General features: G+C 74.0%; 15 protein-coding genes. 11 read left to right on the forward strand and 4 right to left on the reverse strand.

All coding sequences use genetic code 11. The features are described from left to right. From sucB to IEY78_RS30785, 4 genes are all read left to right on the forward strand, one after another. Positions 1 to 1,032 (forward strand): 2-oxoglutarate dehydrogenase, E2 component, dihydrolipoamide succinyltransferase (gene sucB / locus IEY78_RS30770; protein ID WP_189103906.1); only part of this gene is annotated, 1,032 nt, incomplete at its 5' end. Positions 1,033 to 1,169: 137 nt separating this feature from the next. After that, a complete protein-coding gene (locus IEY78_RS30775; protein WP_189103907.1) occupies positions 1,170 to 1,793 on the forward strand; it encodes a GntR family transcriptional regulator in 624 nt (207 codons plus the stop codon). Between the two features lie 380 nt (positions 1,794 to 2,173). Beyond that, entirely contained in the window at positions 2,174 to 4,846 is a 2,673-nt protein-coding gene (gene aceE, locus IEY78_RS30780) for a pyruvate dehydrogenase (acetyl-transferring), homodimeric type (RefSeq protein WP_189103908.1), read from the forward strand. Between the two features lie 201 nt (positions 4,847 to 5,047). After that, a complete protein-coding gene (locus tag IEY78_RS30785) occupies positions 5,048 to 6,076 on the forward strand; it encodes a helix-turn-helix transcriptional regulator (RefSeq protein WP_189103909.1) in 1,029 nt (342 codons plus the stop codon). A gap of 28 nt (positions 6,077 to 6,104) precedes the next feature. On the opposite strand, the gene IEY78_RS30790 is transcribed toward IEY78_RS30785, so the two are convergent. Then, positions 6,105 to 7,019, reverse strand: a complete 915-nt coding sequence (locus IEY78_RS30790; RefSeq protein WP_189103911.1) for an SDR family oxidoreductase — start codon at positions 7,017 to 7,019, stop codon at positions 6,105 to 6,107. Between the two features lie 117 nt (positions 7,020 to 7,136). Further along, the gene (locus IEY78_RS30795; protein WP_189103913.1) at positions 7,137 to 9,062 is read right to left on the reverse strand and encodes a hypothetical protein; all 1,926 of its coding nucleotides are present in this window, start codon (positions 9,060 to 9,062) and stop codon (positions 7,137 to 7,139) included. 264 nt (positions 9,063 to 9,326) lie between these two features. Here IEY78_RS30795 and IEY78_RS30800 point away from each other — a divergent pair, with 264 nt between their 5' ends. The 3 genes from IEY78_RS30800 (at position 9,327) to IEY78_RS30810 (ending at position 12,439) form a co-directional block, all read left to right on the forward strand. Then, positions 9,327 to 9,845, forward strand: coding sequence for a DUF4240 domain-containing protein (locus IEY78_RS30800; protein WP_189103915.1), 519 nt, complete (start codon positions 9,327 to 9,329; stop codon positions 9,843 to 9,845). An 89-nt stretch (positions 9,846 to 9,934) separates the two neighbouring features. Continuing rightward, a complete protein-coding gene (locus tag IEY78_RS30805; protein ID WP_189103917.1) occupies positions 9,935 to 10,819 on the forward strand; it encodes a TIGR01777 family oxidoreductase in 885 nt (294 codons plus the stop codon). A gap of 225 nt (positions 10,820 to 11,044) precedes the next feature. Beyond that, the gene (locus IEY78_RS30810) at positions 11,045 to 12,439 is read left to right on the forward strand and encodes an FAD-dependent oxidoreductase (RefSeq protein WP_189103919.1); all 1,395 of its coding nucleotides are present in this window, start codon (positions 11,045 to 11,047) and stop codon (positions 12,437 to 12,439) included. A 20-nt stretch (positions 12,440 to 12,459) separates the two neighbouring features. Here IEY78_RS30810 and IEY78_RS30815 read toward each other — a convergent pair whose 3' ends face one another. After that, positions 12,460 to 13,914, reverse strand: coding sequence for an NsdA family TPR-like regulatory protein (locus IEY78_RS30815; RefSeq protein ID WP_189103921.1), 1,455 nt, complete (start codon positions 13,912 to 13,914; stop codon positions 12,460 to 12,462). 279 nt (positions 13,915 to 14,193) lie between these two features. On the opposite strand from IEY78_RS30815, the gene lipB reads away from it, so the two are divergent. The 4 genes from lipB to IEY78_RS30835 all read left to right on the forward strand — a co-directional run bounded on the left by lipB (position 14,194) and on the right by IEY78_RS30835 (position 17,281). Beyond that, positions 14,194 to 15,009 (forward strand): lipoyl(octanoyl) transferase LipB, encoded by an 816-nt coding sequence (gene lipB / locus IEY78_RS30820; RefSeq protein WP_229700278.1) that lies wholly within the window; start codon positions 14,194 to 14,196, stop codon positions 15,007 to 15,009. A 162-nt stretch (positions 15,010 to 15,171) separates the two neighbouring features. Further along, complete coding sequence (lipA, locus tag IEY78_RS30825; protein WP_127150489.1) at positions 15,172 to 16,122, forward strand: lipoyl synthase; 951 nt, start codon at positions 15,172 to 15,174, stop codon at positions 16,120 to 16,122. 210 nt (positions 16,123 to 16,332) lie between these two features. Continuing rightward, positions 16,333 to 16,551 (forward strand): SCO2195 family GlnR-regulated protein, encoded by a 219-nt coding sequence (locus tag IEY78_RS30830; protein WP_189103923.1) that lies wholly within the window; start codon positions 16,333 to 16,335, stop codon positions 16,549 to 16,551. Between the two features lie 10 nt (positions 16,552 to 16,561). Continuing rightward, entirely contained in the window at positions 16,562 to 17,281 is a 720-nt protein-coding gene (locus IEY78_RS30835) for a DUF4191 domain-containing protein (RefSeq protein WP_189103925.1), read from the forward strand. 203 nt (positions 17,282 to 17,484) lie between these two features. Here IEY78_RS30835 and IEY78_RS30840 read toward each other — a convergent pair whose 3' ends face one another. Continuing rightward, a complete protein-coding gene (locus tag IEY78_RS30840; protein WP_189103927.1) occupies positions 17,485 to 17,952 on the reverse strand; it encodes an RDD family protein in 468 nt (155 codons plus the stop codon). Between the last annotated feature and the right edge of the window lie 154 nt (positions 17,953 to 18,106).

Consider the following 18,106-nt stretch of genomic DNA (forward strand, 5'->3'; position numbering starts at 1 on the left):
CCCGCTCCGGCTCCGGCCCCCGCGCCGGCTCCGGCTCCTGCTCCGGCCGCTGCCCCGGCTCCGGCCCCCGCCGCTCCCGCCGCCCCGGCTCCGGCCGCCGGCGAGGGCGCGTACGTCACCCCGCTGGTGCGCAAGCTCGCCTCGGAGAACGGCGTCGACCTGAGCACGGTCAAGGGCACCGGTGTCGGTGGCCGCGTCCGCAAGCAGGACGTCATCGCCGCCGCGGAGGCCGCCAAGGCCGCCGCTCCGGCTGCCGCCGCTCCGGCCGCGGCTGCCAAGTCGACGGCCCCGGCCATCGAGGCGTCCCCGCTGCGCGGTCAGACCGTCAAGATGCCGCGGATGCGCAAGGTCATCGGCGACAACATGATGAAGGCCCTGCACGGCCAGGCGCAGCTGACCACCGTGGTCGAGGTGGACATCACCAAGATCATGCGGATGCGCAACCAGGCCAAGGACGCCTTCGCGCAGCGTGAGGGCGTCAAGCTCTCCCCGATGCCGTTCTTCGTCAAGGCCGCTGTCCAGGCGCTGAAGGCCCACCCGGTCGTCAACGCCCGGATCAACGAGGACGAGGGCACCATCACCTACTTCGACACCGAGAACGTCGGTATCGCGGTGGACGCGGAGAAGGGCCTGATGACCCCGGTCATCAAGGACGCCGGTGACCTCAACATCGCCGGTATCGCCCGCAAGACGGCGGACCTGGCGGGCAAGGTCCGCGCGAACAAGATCACGCCGGACGAGCTGTCCGGTGCGACCTTCACCATCAGCAACACCGGTTCGCGCGGCGCCCTGTTCGACACCGTCATCGTGCCCCCGAACCAGGTCGGCATCCTGGGCATCGGTGCCACCGTCAAGCGCCCGGTGGTCATCAACCACCCGGAGCTCGGCGAGACCATCGCGGTGCGCGACATGACCTACCTCGCGCTCTCCTACGACCACCGTCTGGTGGACGGCGCGGACGCCGCCCGCTACCTGACCACGGTCAAGCAGATCCTGGAGGCCGCCGAGTTCGAGACCGAGATCGGTCTCTGAGCCCGGTAGCCAGCCCGTAGGTGTGCAAGGGGCCGGCCCCGGTTCGTACAGCGTCGTGTACGAACCGGGGCCGGCCCCTTTGCGCGGTCGCGTCCCGGATAATGGCCCCTGCCACCCTCCGCTCTGAAGGAGCACCCATGACCCCGCCCGTCGTCCATTCGCTGCGCGAGCAGATCCGCGAGCACATCCTCGAGGGGATCGTCAGCGGCCGCTGGCAGCCGGGCGAGCGGATCGTCGAGCGGCGGATCGCGGTGGAACTGGAGGTCAGCCAGACGCCCGTGCGCGAGGCGCTGCGCGAGCTGGAGTCGCTCCAGCTGATCGAGTCCGCGCCGAACAAGGGCGTCCGGGTGCGGAATCTGACCGCGGACGACCTCAAGGAGAGCTATCCGGTGCGGGCCGGGCTGGAGCAGGTGGCCGCCGAGCTGGCCGCCGGGCGGCTGGCCGAGGACACCGCGGCGCTGGAGCAGGAGGTCACGGCGCTGCGCGCGGCGGACCTGGCCGGCGACGGCGAGGAACAGGTGCGGCACACCGTGGCCTTCCACCGGGAGATCGTGCAGGCCGCCGGGAACGCCGTCCTGCTGCACACCTGGGAGTCGCTGGGCATCGAGGTCTGGACGACGCTGTCGATCCGCTGGTTCAGCCCGGAGCCGCGCTCACACGCCCAGGACCACCAGGAGATCGTGGACGCCTTCCGCCGGCGCGACCCGAAGATCGGCGCCCTGCTCAAGTCGCACGTCCTGAGCTGCGCACCTCGGGTCTGAGGGCGTTCGGGCCCCGGGTCTGAGGGCTTACGGGAGAGGGCGGGCGGCCCTCTCCCGGACGAGGTGACGGGCACTTTCCGTACGGGCTGACGGGCCCTTCCGGCCTGGGAGGCGGGCCCGTCCCGGACAGCGCGACCGACCCCTTCGGTTGGCACGCGGTGCCCGGAATTGCGGCACCCCGTGCCGACCTGCGGTGATTCCTTCGACGAGCGTTGATCGATCATCGATCAGAGGCGTATCGTCTTCGTCGGGGCGCGACAACCCACCTGCCTGCCGAACTCGTCGGGGTGTCGTCGAGGGCCCGTGGTCCTGCCCTGTGGACCGCGGACCCGGCCATGACGACACCCCGAGCTTCCCTCCCGTCCGGAAAGGGGCCACCCATGCCCGATCCCGTGCGTCCGCCGTACAGCCAGCTCGACCAGATCCCGGACCGTGATCCCGAGGAGACGGCCGAATGGCGCGAGTCGCTCGACGCGGTCACCGCGGCAGCAGGTCCGCATCGTGCCGCCTACCTGATGCGCCGTGCCCTGGAGCACACCGCGCGCACCGAGGGCACCGCCCTGCCGTCCCTGCTGGAGACGGACCACGTCAACACCATCCCGACCTCCGCCGAGCCCGACTTCCCGGGTGACGAGGCGCTGGAGGCCAGGATCACCGCGTGGAACCGCTGGAACGCCGCCGCGATGGTCACCCGCGGCTCCGCGCTGGGCCTCGGCGGCCACATCGCCACCTTCGCCTCGGCCGCCTGGCTCTACGAGACCGGCTTCCAGCACTTCTTCCGCGGCAAGGAGGGGGACGGGAGCGGGGACCAGCTCTACATCCAGGGCCACGCCTCCCCCGGCGTCTACGCCCGCGCCTTCCTCGAAGGCCGCCTCACCGAGGACCACCTCGACCACTTCCGCCAGGAGGCCGGCGGCGAGGGCCTGCCCTCCTACCCGCACCCGCGGCGGCTGCCGTGGCTGTGGGAGTTCCCCACCGTCTCCATGGGACTGGGCCCGCTCTCCGCCATCTACCAGGCGCGCTTCAACCGCTATCTGGAGCACCGCGGCATCAAGGACACCGCCGGCTCCCACGTCTGGGCGTTCCTGGGCGACGGCGAGATGGACGAGCCCGAGTCGACCGCCGCCCTGGCGCTGGCCGGTCGCGAGGGCCTGGACAACCTGACCTTCGTCATCAACTGCAACCTCCAGCGCCTCGACGGCCCGGTCCGCCCCAACTTCAAGATCGTGCAGGAGCTGGAGGCCCAGTTCCGCGCCGCCGGCTGGAACGTCGTCAAGTCGCTGTGGGGCAAGGCCTGGGACGAGGTCTTCGCGCTCGACACCGACGGCGCCCTGATCCGCCGCCTCGGCGAGACCCCCGACGCCCAGTTCCAGACGTACGCCACTCGCGACGCCGCCTACCTGCGCGAGCACTTCTTCGGCGCCGACGACTCGCTGCGCGCGCTCGCCAGCCGCCTCACCGACGCCAAGCTGCTGGAGCTGTTCCAGACCTCCCGCGCCGGCCACGAGCCGCGCAAGGTGTACGCCGCCTACCGTGCCGCCGTCGAGCACAAGGGCGCGCCGACCGTCGTCCTGGCGCAGACCGTCAAGGGCTACACCCTCGGCGCGGGCTTCGAGTCCCGCAACGCCAACCACCAGATGAAGAAGCTGACCATGGCGGAGTTCCGCACCATGCGGGACGTCCTGGAGCTCCCCATTCCGGACAGCGCGCTGGAGGGCGACCGGGTGCCGTACTGGCGCCCCGCCGAGGACTCCCCCGAGATGGTCTACCTCCGCGAGCGGCGGGCCGCCCTCGACGGCCCGGCGCCCGCCCGCAAGGTCGTCGCCAAGCCGCTGCCGATGCCCGCCGACAAGGCCTTCGATGCCCTGAAGAAGGGCTCCGGCAGCCAGGAGATCGCCACCACCATGGCGTTCGTCCGGCTGGTCAAGGACCTGATGCGGGACAAGGAGACCGGTAAGCGCTGGGTGCCGATCGTCCCCGACGAGGCCCGCACCTTCGGCATGGAGTCCCTCTTCCCGACGGCCGGCCTCTACTCCCCCCGGGGCGCGACCTACGACCCGGTCGACCGCGATCAGCTGCTCTGGTACAAGGAAGCCAAGGACGGCCAGATCCTCAACGAGGGCATCACCGAGGCCGGTTCGCTCGCCGACTTCACCGCCGCCGCGACGTCCTACGCGACGCACGGCGAGCCCATGATCCCCTTCTACATCTTCTACTCGATGTTCGGCTGGCAGCGCACCGCCGACCAGTTCTGGGCGCTGGCCGACCAGTTGGGCCGCGGCTTCGTCATCGGCGCCACCGCCGGCCGCACCACGATGACCGGCGAGGGCCTCCAGCACGCCGACGGCCACTCCCACCTGATCGCCTCCACCAATCCGGCGGCGCTCTCCTACGACCCGGCCTTCGCCTACGAGGTGGCCGTGATCGTCAAGGAGGGCCTGCGCCGGATGTACGGCCCCGACGCCGAGGACGTCTTCTACTACCTGACGGTCTACAACGAGACCAAGGTCCAGCCGGCCATGCCCGAGGGCGTCGAGGAGGGCATCCTCAAGGGCCTGTACCGCTTCAACGAGGGCACCCGCCCCGAGGCCGACAGCCCGCAGCTGCAACTGCTGGCGTCCGGCACCGCCATCCACTGGGCCCTGGAGGCGCAGCGGCTGCTGGCCGAGGACTGGGGCGTGGCGGCCGATGTGTGGTCGGCGCCGTCCTGGACGGAGCTGCGCCGGGACGCCCTGGAGTGCGACGCCGCCCGCCTGGAGGGCGAGGACCGGATCCCGTACGTCACCCGTGCGCTGGCCGGTGCCCCCGGCCCGGTCGTCGCGGTCAGCGACTGGATGCGGGCGGTTCCGGACCAGATCGCGCCGTGGGTCGAGCAGGACTGGACCTCCATCGGCACCGACGGCTTCGGCCTCTCCGACACCCGCGAGGCGGCCCGCCGGCACTTCGGCGTCGACCCGCAGTCGGTGGTCGTCCAGGCGCTGGCAGCCCTCGCCCGTCGTGGCGAGGTCAAGCGGGCGGCCGTCAAGGAGGCCCGGGAGCGCTACGGGCTGTGAACCCATGGGCGGGCCCGCTCCCGTGTCCGCCCGCCCTCACGGGCACCCCTGACTCCCGTGCGGAGGCCACCCCTCCGCGCCCGGTGCCTCCGCACGGGAACCCGCTCCGCCCGGCCGGTCCAGCCCTGACCACGGCCGGGCGGGCTTTCTTTGCCGGCGTCACCCCGGCCCGTTGTCAGTGGTCGCCCGCATCATGAAGTCATGCGTGCTGCCCGGCTGATCAAGATGGTGCTGCTGCTCCAGGCGCGGCCGTCGATGACGGCCGCCGAGCTGGCGCGGGAGCTGGAGGTGTCCGAGCGCACGGTCGCCCGCGATGTGCTCTCCCTCTCCGAGGCCGGCGTCCCGGTCTACGCGGACCGCGGCCGCACCGGTGGCTACCGCCTCATCGGCGGCTACCGCACCAGCCTCACGGGCCTCGGCCGCAGCGAGGCCGAGGCGCTGTTCCTGTCCGGAGTGCCCACGGCGCTGCGCGAGATGGGGTGGGCGGACGCCGCCTCCGCCGCGCGGCTGAAGGTCTCCGCCGCCCTGCTGCCCGGGCTGCGGGACGCCGCGGCGGGCGCCGCCCAGCGCTTCCACCTCGACGCCCCCGGCTGGTACCAGCAGCCCGAGCCCCCCGAGCTGCTCCCCGCGATCGCCGAGGCGGTCCGGGACGACCGCCGGATCACCGCCCGCTACCTCCGCAAGGGCACCGAGGTGGCACGGGAGTTGGAGCCGTACGGCCTGGTGCTGAAGGCGGGCGTCTGGTATCTGGCGGCGCGGGTCGCCGGGGACTACCGCGTCTACCGGGTCGACCGCTTCACCGCCGTGGCGGCCGCCGCGGCCGAGGAGGGCACCACGCCCGCCGGGGGCACCGAGCCCGCCGGGCCCCGCGACGGCCGGTTCGACCGCGACCCGTCCTTCGACCTGCCCGCGTTCTGGGCGGAGCGGGCCGCGGAGTTCGCCCGCTCGATCCTGCGCGCGGAGGTGGTGCTGCGGCTCTCCGCGGACGGCGTGCGCCTGCTGCCGTACGTCACCGACCGCGCCGCGGCCCACGAGGCGATCGCCCGGGCCCGGGCGGCCGCCGGCCCCGACGCACGGGGCAGGCTGACGGTCACCCTGGCCGTGGAGTCCCCCGAGGTCGCCTACGCCCAGCTGCTGGCGCTCGGTCCGGAGGGCGAGGTGCTCGCGCCCGCTGGCCTGCGGGAGCGCATGGCGGCGGCCGCCCGCCGGATGGCCGCCGGATATGGGTAGCCGGGTGGCGGTGCGCCGCGGGCGGCCGTCAGCGGTAGTCGGCCGCGGGCGCGTCCCGGCCGCCGAAGACCACGTCCTCGAAGTAGCCGAAGCAGTCGGGGCGGGAGCCGTCGGTGTCGGTGAAGCCGTACTCCTTCGCCAGCTGCCCGCTGGAGAGCGAACGGCCGCTCCAGCGGGCCTTGTCCGGGTCGGCGGCCAGCGCCCGCACCCCGCGGGCGATCAGGGCCGGCGACTCGGCGATGGCGAAGTGCGGGTCGGTGGCCACCGCCTCGCGCCAGGTCTCCTCCGTCACCCCGAAGTGGTCCAGCATCTCCTCGGACCGCAGGAATCCGGGGCTCAGCGAGACCGCCGTGCCGCCGTGCTCCCGGAGTTCGGCGGCGAGGCCGAAGGCGATGCGGTGCGGCGCGTTCTTGGTGAGGTCGAAGCAGAGGTTGTCGCGGTAGCGGCGGTTGAAGTCGGCGGTGCCGTCGGTGATCTCGACGACCAGCCCGCCGGGCCGCCGGATCAGCAGCGGCAGCGCGTAGTGACTCGTGATGAGGTGGGAGTCGATGCCCAGCCGGAGCATCCGCAGGCCGCCCGCCAGATCCAGGTCCCACAGCCGGGTGTCGAACTCGATCAGCCGGTCGCCGCCCCAGAGGCTGTTGACCAGCACATCCAGCCGTCCCTGGTCCCGGTCGATCCGCTCGATCAGCGCCCGCACCCGCTCCGGCTCCAGATGGTCGACGGCCACCGCGATGCCGGTGCCGCCCGCCGCGGTGACCAGCTCCGCGGTCTCCTCGATGGTCTCCGTGGGCCGGCCGACCTCGCTGACCCGCTCCCGCGTCGTCCGCCCGGTCACGTACACGAGGGCGCCGGCCCGGCCCAGCTCCACCGCCATCGCCCGGCCCGCGCCCCGGGTCGCCCCGGCCACCAGCGCCACCCGTCCCGCCAGTTCCTTCGTCACCTGTGCCACTCCTCGCCGTCCGATCCACCGCCCCCGTACACGACGACCCTGACAGCGAAACCGGACATCTCCTGTCGGGATTCGGCGGACACCCCGGGGATCTCCCCCGCACGCCCCCTAGGGGCCGAACGCCCGCACGCTCACGCCGCTGCGCAGCCGCCCGGTGACCGTCGCGGGGGCGCCCGGGGCGGCCGGGGCGGCCAGCGTGCTCCCGTCGCCGGAGGCCCGTACGCCGCCGGTGGCGGTGAGGCCGCCGACGTCCTGGCTGCCGGCCGCGAGCAGGTACCACTTGCCGGTCCCCGCCCGCCAGTGGATCTCGCCCACCGCATGCGGACCGAAGCGGCTGCAGGCCGCGGTGTCCGCGGCCCGGCCGGCGATCCGCCCGGGGTCGGCCGGGCGCGCGGCCGGCGCCAGGAACCGCAGCGTCACGCTCCCGGGCCCGCGCCAGGTGTCGGCGCGGGTGCACATCCAGGTCGCCCGTCCCGCGCCCCCCGGGAGGTCTTGCTCGGCGAACGCCCAGTCGGTGACGGACCGTACGCCGGTGCCCCGCAGCGCCCCGAGTTCGCAGGCGGTACGGGCCCAGCTCCGCAGCGCCGGGGCGCCGGTGGCCTCGTGCGGTCCGCCATTGGCCGGGGTGCCGCCGGCCGACGGCGGCGGCACGTAGAGCAGGTGGACGGGCACGAGGTCGTCGAGGTCGGCCAGGAGGAAGGTCGCGTCGTCGCCGTGGGCGGCGTTCTCGACGACCCGGGTCGAGGGCCGGAAGCGCGCGACCGGCCAGCGTCCGCAGCCGCCGCCCGGCGCGGGCGGCGTCGCGATCCGGTCGGTGACCCCGTCCGGTGCGACGTGCAGACCGTGCGGCAAAGCGCCCGGCGCCAGCAGATCGCGGGTGGTGATCTCGGAGATCCAGGGCGCGAGCAGATAGCGCATCCAGCCGTTGCCGCGTCCGATCACCAGCGCGGCGCCGCCGGTCAGATCCGCGCCGTCGACCCGTGCGAAGTGCAGGGTGGGCGTGGCGTCTTCGGGCTCGGCGTAGCGCACCAGCCGCTCACCGTCGTGGAAGACCACCACCATCACGTTGTCGATCAGCCCTGCGTACAGCAGCTGCGGCGGGTGGTCCGGCGGCCGGGTGGAGGTGCCCGCGGCCGCGGTGATCCGGGCATCGGCGGGCGGCGCCGCCCAGACCCGCAGCGCCCGCCCCAGCAGTTCCCGGTCGCCGGCCTGCCGGCCGCGGGCGGGCCAGGCGGTGAAGTCCACCTTGGCGGTGTCCGCCCACCGGTCGTTGGGGGTGCGCACCAGCCGGGCCGGGTCCAGCGCCTGCTCCGCGACGGTCCGGGGACGCACCGGCCGGTCCCCCGCGCCCCACCACAGCCCGGCCGCCGTGGCACCGAGGACGAGTACGGCGCCGAGCGCGGCCGCCGCCCGCAGCCGCTGCCGGCGCCGCAGCAGATCCGTCGGCCGGGTCTGCACCGTGCAGGGGTCGAACTCCCCGGAGTTCAGCAGCCCCACGGCGCCGGCCCCGGCCTCCCGGTCCAGCTGCCCGGCCGCCTGCTGCGCCAGGTCCGGGGCGGGCGCCCCGGCCTCCTCCAGCACGGTGCGCGCGGCGTCCTCGTCCAGGCCCTCCAGATGCCACAGCCCGAGGGTGGCGCGTACGGAGGCGGGGACGGCGGACAGGGCCTGGTCCAGCGCGAGTTCCTCGGCACCGCCGGCCCGCGGGAACAGCCGCAGCCCCCAGACCTGCGGCAGCACCGGCAGCCCCCGGCCGGCCCGCCCCTCGTACGCCAGCGCCAGCCGCAGGGTCCGCAGCCGCACCAGGTCGTAGCCGGCCTCGGCCGCCGGTCCGCGCTGGGCCGGGAGCCCGCCGTCCGGCCGGCGCAGCCGAGCCCGCGGCAGTGCCCGCTGGACCAGGGCGTGCGCGGTCAGGACCCGCCGGTGCCGGCCCATCGACGGGGGCAGGACGAGGTAGGCGAGGCGGACGAGCCGTGGGTAGTGCTCGACGATGGCCGCCTCGGCCCGTTCGACATCGGCCCGGGTGCGTTCGTCCATGGGCATGGCCTGGAACAGCCCTTCGCAAAGTGGCGGAGTGCGCCGTCGTGGGTGGTGCACGCGTTCCAACGAGTGATTCTTGGGACGGTCACACGGCGCCCCGGCCGAGCGGCGCCGAGCGGGCGCCGGCCCGAACACACCGTCACCGATCCGAACATGCCGTCACCGCGGCGGACACCGTGTCACCGATCCGGATAACGACCCCGTCGCATCCGGGGTACTCCGCATGCGCCGGGGCCCGGCAGGGCCGATGCTGGAGCGGTGATGGACGAGACGGAGTTCTGGGAACTGATCGACAGTTCCCGCGAGGTGGCCGAGGGCGACCCCGAAGAGCAGGCCGACGCGCTGGTCGAAAGGCTGCTCGGGCTCGATCCGGACGCCGTCGTGGACTTCGCCCGTCATTTCGAGGCGCGCTACAACCGGGCGTACACCTGGGACCTGTGGGCCGCGGCGACCCTGCTGCTGGGCGGCGCCGGCGACGACGCCTTCGACTACTTCCGCTGCTGGCTGATCGGCCAGGGCCGGGAGGTCTTCGAGGGCGCGCTGCACGACCCGGACCAGCTCGCCGAACTGCTCGACGACTTCGACGAGGCGATGGACGGCGACGCCGAGGAGCTGGGCTACGCGGCCGACGAGGCCTACGAGCAGTTGACCGGCGGGGTGATGCCCGATCTGGCGCTGCCCGCGCCGCCGCGCGAACCGACCGGCGGCTACCTCGACTTCGAGGACGACCAGGCCCTGGCGGAGCGCCTGCCCCGCCTCTGGGACCGGTTCCGCTCCTGAGCCCCGGGCGGCTGAGGGGGTGTCAGCCGACGCGGCGCAAGCGGCGCCGCGGATTCCGCTGCCGGCCGTGACTGCGGCAGTATGGCCCCATGCGGATCGCGATCACCGGCTCGACCGGGCTCATCGGCACGGCGCTCGTCCGGTCCCTGCGCGCGGACGGCCACGAGGTCGTCCGGCTCGTGCGGCGGGCCCCCGCGGCGGCCGGCGAGGTGCGCTGGGACCCCAGGCGCCAGGAGCTGGACCCGGCGGGGCTGGCCGGCTGCGAGGCGGTCGTCCATCTGGCCGGCGCCGGGGTCGGCGACCACCGCTGGACGGCCGCCTACAAGCAGGAGATCCGCGACAGCCGCGTGCTGGGCACCCGGGCCCTCGCCGCGGCGCTCACCGCCATGGACACCCCGCCGCGGGTCCTCGTCTCCGGCAGCGCCATCGGCTACTACGGCGACACCGGCGACCGGCGCACGGACGAGAGCGCACCGGCCGGCCACGGCTTCCTGCCGGAGGTCTGCACGGCCTGGGAGGACGCCGCGCAGCCGGTCCGGGACGCGGGCATCCGCACCGCCTTCGCCCGCACCGGTCTGGTCGTGGCCCGCTCGGGCGGCGCCTGGGGACGGCTCTTCCCGTTCTTCCGGCTCGGCCTCGGCGGCCGGTTCGGGGACGGCAGCCAGTACTGGAGCTTCATCTCGCTGGCGGACCACATCGCGGCGCTGCGCCACCTCCTGGACACCGACGACCTCTCCGGGCCGGTCAATCTCACGGCGCCGGAACCGGTCACCAACCGCGAGGCGACCGCCGTGATGGGCCATGTCCTGAACCGGCCCACGCTGTGCACCGTTCCGGCGCCGGTACTGCGGGCCGCCCTCGGGGAGTTCGCCGGCGATGTGCTGGGCAGCCAGCGGGTCGTCCCGCGGCGGCTGCTGGACTCGGGGTTCGCCTTCCGCCACCCGCGGATCATCGACGCGATCCGAGCGGCGTAGGCCTCCGGGCGCCGCGCCCGCCGGCCGGGCCGTACGGCGTCCCCGGGCCGTCCGCCGCCCCGGCCGCACCGCACTCTTCGGCCACGGACACGGGTGCGCCCCGGCCTCTTCCGCGCACACGGGCCGCCCGGTTCCGTTCGTCCTCTCCCGCACCTCCGGCATCCCCTGCGGCGACAGTGGGCATGACAACGGTGCCGCCATTGGGAGCGACCTCGGGAGGGGCATGTGCTGCGTACCGCATCGGCCGTGGACGTCGTCATTGTGGGAGCCGGTCCCGCCGGACTCGCCGCCGCCCGCCATCTGACCGGCGCCGGGGTGTCCGTCGCCGTCCTGGAAGCCTCATCGAAGATCGGCGGCCGGTCCGTCACCGACCGGCTCGACGGGTTCCGGCTGGACCACTGCGGCCGGCCGCTGGCCGTCTCCGCCGCCGAGCTGCGCCGCACCCCGGGCCTCGACGCGCTGGCCCCGCGCCCGTTCGCCCCCGGCCTGGGCGTCCACCACGGGCTGCGGCTCCAGCGCATCAGCGCCCCCCGCAGCACCAAGGGCGCGCTGTCCGCAGCGCGCGCCCTGCTGCGCGCGGACCGCCGCACGGAGCGCCGGACGGACCGTCAGGCGGACGGCGGGCAGGGCCGCCCCGCCGAGCGGCGGACCGCACCGGACCGGGAGCGCCGCACCCTGCGCCGCCTCGACCGCCGCACCGGCCCCTCGTCCCCCGCGCCCGCCGCGTTCGCCCCGGCCGGCGACCGCCCCATCCGCGACGCCCTGGCGAGCCGCCCGGCCTTCCCGCCCCGCCCTCATGACGCCTTCCTGCGGCCCCTGCTGGGCGCCCTGCTGTGCGATCCGCAGCTGCGCGGCTCCAGCCGGGGCGCCGCCGCCGCGCTGCGCGGCTACGCGGAGGGCCAGCTGTGGCTGCCGGCCGGCGGCGCCTGCGCCGTCCCCGAACTCCTCGCCGCCGCCCTGCCGCCCGGCACGGTCCGCACCTCGGTGCGGGTCACCGCGGTCTCCACGACCGGGGTGCACACCGCCGAACACGGCCCCGTCCCCTGCCGGGCGGTGCTGGTGGCCACCGGCGCCCGCGCCGCGGCCGAGCTGCTGCCGGGGCTGCGGGTGCCCGCCTTCCACCCGGTGACGGTCCTGCACCACACCGCGGCGACGGGCCGGGGCCGCGGCGCGCCGGCCCGCGACACCACGCTGATCCTGCCGACGGACGGCCCGGTCGCGTACACCTACGCCGCCGGCGCCATCGACCCGTCCCGCACCCCGCCCGGCCGCACCCTGCTCACCACGGTCGTGCTGGGCGCCGCGGCGGCGCTGCCCCCGGCCGTCCTCGACCGGGCGGTCGGCCCCCAGCTGGACCGGATCCACGGTGCGCACACCGACGACCGGCAGCTGCTGACGACCCATCACGATCCGTACGCGGTACCGGCGATGCCCGCCCCGCACGACCCGGAGCGCCCGGTGCGGGTGCTCGCCGGCCTCTATGTCTGCGGCGACCACCGCGACACCGGCACCCTCCAGGGCGCCCTCAACTCGGGACGGCGCGCCGCCCGCGCCGTCCTCCAGGACTTCGGCCTGCCGGCCTTCACCACCGAACCGGACACCCTCCCCACGGCGGCCTGACCGGGGCGGCGCCCGGCGCCTCAGCCCAGCGCCGCCACCCGCTCGCGATACCCGCGCACCGCCGCCGCGTCGCGGTAGGGCTCCAGGCGGCGCTCGAACTCCCTGACGTACTCATGGGCCCGCACGGACCGCATCTCGGAGGCCTGGAGCGCCGCCTCGGCACCCAGCGTGCAGGCCTGCTCCAGCTCCCCCAGACCCAGCCGCGCGGTCGCCAGCACCACCCGGCAGAAGAGCCGGCTGCGCGCGAACCCGGCCGCGCGCAGCTGGAGCGAGCGCTCGGCGTGCTGGGAGGCCGCGCGGTACTGCTGGAGATCGCGGTGGCAGTGCGCCAGCTCGTCGGCGAGCTGCGCCTCGTCGAAGAAGCGCGCCCAGTACGGCGTCTCGTCGCCCGGACGGACGGTCTCCAGCGCCCGCTCGGCCCGGGCCAGCGCCGCCGTGCACGCCCGGACCTCGCCCAGCACGCCGTGGCCGCGCGCCTCGGCGGAGTGCAGCAGCGCCTGCACGGCGGGCGGCGCGCTGCTGCCGATGCCCTGCTGGGCGACCCGGGCCAGCTGGACGGCCTCCCGGCCGTGCCCCAGGTAGACGGCCTGCCGGCTCATCGTCACCAGGACGTAGGACCCGTACGCCCGGTCACCGGCGGCCTGGGCCAGCCGCAGGGCCTGGACGAAGTACCGCTGCGCCAGGCCGTGGGCGGCGATGTCGTACGAGGTCCAGCCCGCCAGCCGGGTCAGATCGGCGGTGGCCGCGAACAGCCGGCGGCCGGTGGCCTCCCCGTAGGAGCCGCGCAGCATCGGCTCGGCCTCGTGCTCCAGATAGCGCACCAGAGCCTGCCGGGCGTGACCGCCGCCGTAGGCGTGGTCCAGCGCCCGGAACAGCTCGCCGACCGAGCGCAGCGCCGCGATGTCCCCGGAGGTGACCCGGGAGCCCTGGGTGCGGTCGACCTGGTCGTTGCGGCGCTGGCGCGGCACCGTGGGCCGGCCGCCCTGGGCGGGCACCCGGCCCGGGGCGTCGGTGGCCTCGCCCCGGGCGACCCGCTCGTCGGCGCGGCCGATCAGCCAGTCCCGGCTGGGCACCACCAGCCCGGCCGGGGTGAAGGCGATCTTGCGCAGCTCGGCGTGGCTGCCGGAGTCCTTGCGCCACAGGCCGCTGACGATGTCCACCGCCTCGCTGGGAGTCGCGGCGAACTCCAGCCCGGCGTACACCGGCGCACAGGCGTCCAGGCCGAGGTCCTGGGCGGACAGCCGGCGGCCGAGCCGGCGGGTGAACACCTCCGCGATCAGGGCGGGGGTGGTGCCGCGCGGCTGCTGGCCGCGCAGCCAGCGGGTGACCGACGTCTTGTCGTAGCGCAGGTCGAGGCCGTGCTCGATGCCGAGCTGGTCCACCCGTCTGGCGAGGCCGGCGTTGGAGAATCCCGCCTCGGCGATGAGCGCGGCGAGCTGGCGGTTGGGCGTGTGGTGCGGGGGTCGTTCCGTCATCAGCTTTACCGGTCTCCTGCCTTCCGGGCCGCACTGCCGGGTCCGGCGGACCCTGCTCCGGCACTGCTCATCGCCCTTGTGGAACGGCGTGAATGTAACGGCCTTCGGGACCCTGATCACCGCCTGCGCCCCGCGTTCATCCGATCGTGTGAGCAGGGGCGAATGAGCCGGACACCGGCCGCCTGCCGGGCCAGGGACGGGCGGCCGTACAGTGGCAGGGGCGCGAAGTGGCATCAATGTTGCGGCGCACCGCAACACAGGTTCGAAGAGGAGCTGCCGGTGACTGCGATCTCCCAGGGGGAGACCCCCGCACCCGAGGGGTTGCGCTTTGTGCATCTGGGCTTCGGCGCCGAGGCCGTGGAGTACACCGCGGCCTGGCAGGAGCAGCGCCGGGTGCACGCCGCCCGGTTCGCCGACGAGGTGCCCGACACCTGCCTGCTGCTGGAGCACCGGGCCGTCTACACCGCGGGGCGGCGCACGTCCGACGACGAGCGCCCGCTGGACGGGACCCCGGTCGTCGACGTGGACCGCGGCGGGAAGATCACCTGGCACGGCCCCGGCCAGCTGGTCGGCTACCCCATCCAGAAGCTGCCGCGCCCGGTGGACGTCGTCGCCCATGTGCGCCGCCTCGAAGAGGCCCTGATCCGGGTCTGCGCCGAGTTCGGCGTGGCGGGCACCCGCATCGAGGGCCGCAGCGGCGTGTGGGTGCTGGGCGACCCGGTGGAGCAGCGGGCGGCCCTGGGCGGGCTGAACCTCGACTTCGACCCCCGGGTGGCGGACGAGATGTTCGACCCGCGGCTGAACGGTCCCGAGTACGCGCCGTCCAACGCCGGCCAGCGCCGCGAGGACCGCAAGCTCGCCGCGATCGGCATCCGCGTCGCCAAGGGCGTCACCATGCACGGCTTCGCGCTGAACGTGAACCCGGACAACACCTCGTTCGACAAGATCGTCCCGTGCGGCATCCGCGATGCCGGCGTCGCCTCGCTCGCCAACGAGCTGGGCCGGGAGATCACCATCGCCGAGGTGCTGCCCGTCGTCGAGAAGCACCTGCGGGACGTCCTCGAGGGCGCCGACCTCCTCCCCCGCGCGGTCTGAGCCGCCCGGCCCGGCAGGTACAGGTCATGCGGATCAAAGGGTTCCGGGAATGCGACCCCGCCATACGGGGTTGCCCCGCACGTAAAGACGTGCGAATCAACGGGCGTACCCTGGTGTACGCCGCAGAAACGAATGCCGCGTAAGCAGAAAGGGGCGCCGGTCGTGTCCGCAGTCGCACCCGACGGACGCAAGATGTTGCGTCTCGAGGTCCGGAACAGCCAGACCCCCATCGAGCGCAAGCCCGAGTGGATCAAGACCCGGGCGAAGATGGGTCCCGAGTACAACCACCTCCAGGGCCTGGTCAAGAGCGAGGGACTGCACACGGTCTGCCAGGAGGCGGGCTGTCCCAACATCTTCGAATGCTGGGAGGACCGCGAGGCCACCTTCCTCATCGGTGGCGACCAGTGCACCCGCCGCTGCGACTTCTGCCAGATCGACACCGGCAAGCCGCAGGAGCTGGACCGCGACGAGCCCCGCCGGGTCGCCGAGTCCGTGCAGACCATGGGCCTGAAGTACGCCACGATCACCGGCGTCGCGCGCGACGACCTGGAGGACGGCGGCGCCTGGCTCTACGCCGAGACGGTCCGGCAGATCCACGCCTCGATGCCCGACACCGGCGTCGAACTGCTGATCCCCGACTTCAACGCGGTCCCCGAGCAGCTCGCCGAGGTCTTCTCCTCCCGCCCGGAGGTGCTGGCCCACAACGTCGAGACGGTCCCGCGTATCTTCAAGCGGATCCGCCCCGGCTTCCGCTACGAGCGCTCGCTGGAGGTCATCTCCAAGTCCCGCGAGGCCGGTCTGGTCACCAAGTCCAACCTGATCCTGGGCATGGGCGAGGAGCGCGAGGAGATCAGCCAGGCGCTCCAGGACCTCTACGACGCGGGCTGCGAGCTGATCACGATCACTCAGTACCTGCGCCCCTCCGTGCGCCACCACCCCATCGAGCGGTGGGTCAAGCCGGCGGAGTTCGTGGAGCTCAAGGAGGAGGCCGAGGAGATCGGCTACGCCGGCGTGATGTCCGGCCCGCTGGTCCGCTCCTCCTACCGCGCCGGCCGCCTTTACCAGCAGGCCGTCGAGCGGCGCGAGGTCGAGGCGTCCAGTCAGGCGGTTTGAGTTTCCCGGCGCGCCGTTTTGTGAATCGTGGCACATGCTGAGGACGCGGCCCACATTCCCCCGGCACGGGGGCGTGGGGGCCGCGTCAATGTTTCATCGGTGTTTGACCGGCCGGCCATCCGTTGGTAACACCTTTCCGTGACGATGGATGCACGCACCGCTCCCGCACCTACCCCTGCTTCTCCGAACAGATCAGAGGGAGTCACCACCATGCAGGCCGCGCCGCTCCGCGCCACCCCCGCTCTCCCCATCCCCACCGTCACCGGCGCCCTGCGTGCCGTCGAGGCCGTGCTGATGCGCGGCGGGCAGCGCACCGCCCGCCGCAACGCCTGGACGTCGGTCCTGGAGGACCGCCGCCGCGCCAAGGACCGCCACGAGGCCGAGTACGTACTGGAGGCCGCGGCGAGCAGGCGCCCGCACGCCACGTAGACTGCGCTGTATGGCGAGGAAGGTAAACGCTGAGGGCGCTGCCGGCGCTGCCGGCGCTGAGAACTCCGGGCGACTGAAACAGATCGCCCTGACCTACAAGATGACCCGTCGGGTCGACTCCAAGGTCGGTCTTGTCGTCGCTGGTGTAGGCATCGTCGTATTCGGCGTTCTCCTTGCCATCGGCTTCGCGATCGGCCATCCCGTCTACGCGGGGATCCTGGGCTTCGTCCTGGCGTTCCTCGCGATGGCGATCGTCTTCGGACGGCGTGCGGAGAAGGCCGCCTTCGGGCAGATGGAAGGCCAGCCCGGTGCGGCGGCCGCCGTGCTGGAGAACGTCGGCCGCGGCTGGACGGTCACCCCCGCGGTGGCCATGAACCGCAGCCAGGACGTGGTCCACCGCGCCGTCGGCAAGGCCGGCATCGTGCTGGTCGGCGAGGGCAACCCCAACCGTCTCCGCGGCCTGCTGGCCGCCGAGAAGAAGCGGATGGCGCGCACCGTCGCCGACGCCCCCGTCCACGACATCATCGTGGGCGACGGCGAGGGCCAGGTGTCGCTGAAGAAGCTCCGTACGACGCTGCTGAAGCTGCCGCGGGTGCTGCCCGGCGCGCAGGTCACGGCCGTCAACGACCGGCTCAAGGCGCTGGGCGACCTGATGAGCAACATGCCGGTCCCGAAGGGCCCCATGCCGAAGGGCATGCGCATGCCCAAGGGCGGCGGCAAGGCCCGCTGACATCCCGGCCCACGACAGGCCTTCACGGCAACGCCCCGGAAGATTGCTTCCGGGGCGTTTCGTATGCGACGGGCGGAGGGGCCGCCCCTCGGAGACTCCGGGACTCTCTTGGGGACTCCCTCGGGCGGTGACTCCCCCGGGGCCGCTGACAGACCGGATACAGCCCGGAGCCCCCGGCAGGCCGGATTACCGCCCGGAGACGCTCACAGCCGGACCTGCACGGCGCGCGACAGGCGGTCGTGCAGCCCCCGCCCGTCCCGGTCCCACACCACGGCGGGGATGACCAGGACGAGCAGCACCGTGCGGACGACGACCCGCGGCAGGCTGATCCGGCCGCCGCCCTCGGCGACCACCCGCAGCCCCAGGAGCCGCTTGCCCGGGGTGAAGCCGACCGTGCCGACCGTCAGCACGCTGAGCACCGTGAAGACCAGCAGCGTCCAGTTGCTCGCCGACTGCGCCCGGCCGCCGCTGAGCAGGCCGTATGCGATGAGCAGGCACAGCGCCCAGTCGATGAAGAGCGCCGCGAAGCGCCGGCCGGGGCGCGCGACGGAGCCCGGCCCCTCCTCCGGCAGCCCGAGCTGCTGTCCGCGGTATCCGAACTCGACGCCCATGTCCTCGGCGGCCGCGCGGGGCCCGGAGATCCACGATCCGATTGCATGCCTGTTGTCCACCCGACCACGGTACTGCGACCGTCCGCGTGCGATTCCCGGAGGGCCGCCGCGCACGGGGCCGGGCGGGCCCGGGAGGCCCCGCGAGGCGGGCCCGGAGGAGCCCGGCGGGGCGGTGTGGCACCCCCCGCGGACGGCCGCGGAATGCCTCCCTCCA

The sequence above is a fragment of the Streptomyces kronopolitis genome (assembly GCF_014646275.1).
Classification (GTDB): domain Bacteria; phylum Actinomycetota; class Actinomycetes; order Streptomycetales; family Streptomycetaceae; genus Streptomyces; species Streptomyces kronopolitis.

What these genes read in the sequence shown, in the direction of transcription:
- IEY78_RS30835 (WP_189103925.1), top strand. Translation starts at nt 16,562, where the DNA reads ATGGCGAGGAAGGTAAACGCTGAGGGCGCTGCCGGCGCTGCCGGCGCT.
- IEY78_RS30805 (WP_189103917.1), top strand. Translation starts at nt 9,935, where the DNA reads ATGCGGATCGCGATCACCGGCTCGACCGGGCTCATCGGCACGGCGCTC.
- IEY78_RS30775 (WP_189103907.1), top strand. Translation starts at nt 1,170, where the DNA reads ATGACCCCGCCCGTCGTCCATTCGCTGCGCGAGCAGATCCGCGAGCAC.
- IEY78_RS30785 (WP_189103909.1), top strand. Translation starts at nt 5,048, where the DNA reads ATGCGTGCTGCCCGGCTGATCAAGATGGTGCTGCTGCTCCAGGCGCGG.
- IEY78_RS30795 (WP_189103913.1), bottom strand. Translation starts at nt 9,062, where the DNA reads ATGGACGAACGCACCCGGGCCGATGTCGAACGGGCCGAGGCGGCCATC.
- IEY78_RS30800 (WP_189103915.1), top strand. Translation starts at nt 9,327, where the DNA reads ATGGACGAGACGGAGTTCTGGGAACTGATCGACAGTTCCCGCGAGGTG.
- IEY78_RS30815 (WP_189103921.1), bottom strand. Translation starts at nt 13,914, where the DNA reads ATGACGGAACGACCCCCGCACCACACGCCCAACCGCCAGCTCGCCGCG.
- aceE (WP_189103908.1), top strand. Translation starts at nt 2,174, where the DNA reads ATGCCCGATCCCGTGCGTCCGCCGTACAGCCAGCTCGACCAGATCCCG.
- IEY78_RS30830 (WP_189103923.1), top strand. Translation starts at nt 16,333, where the DNA reads ATGCAGGCCGCGCCGCTCCGCGCCACCCCCGCTCTCCCCATCCCCACC.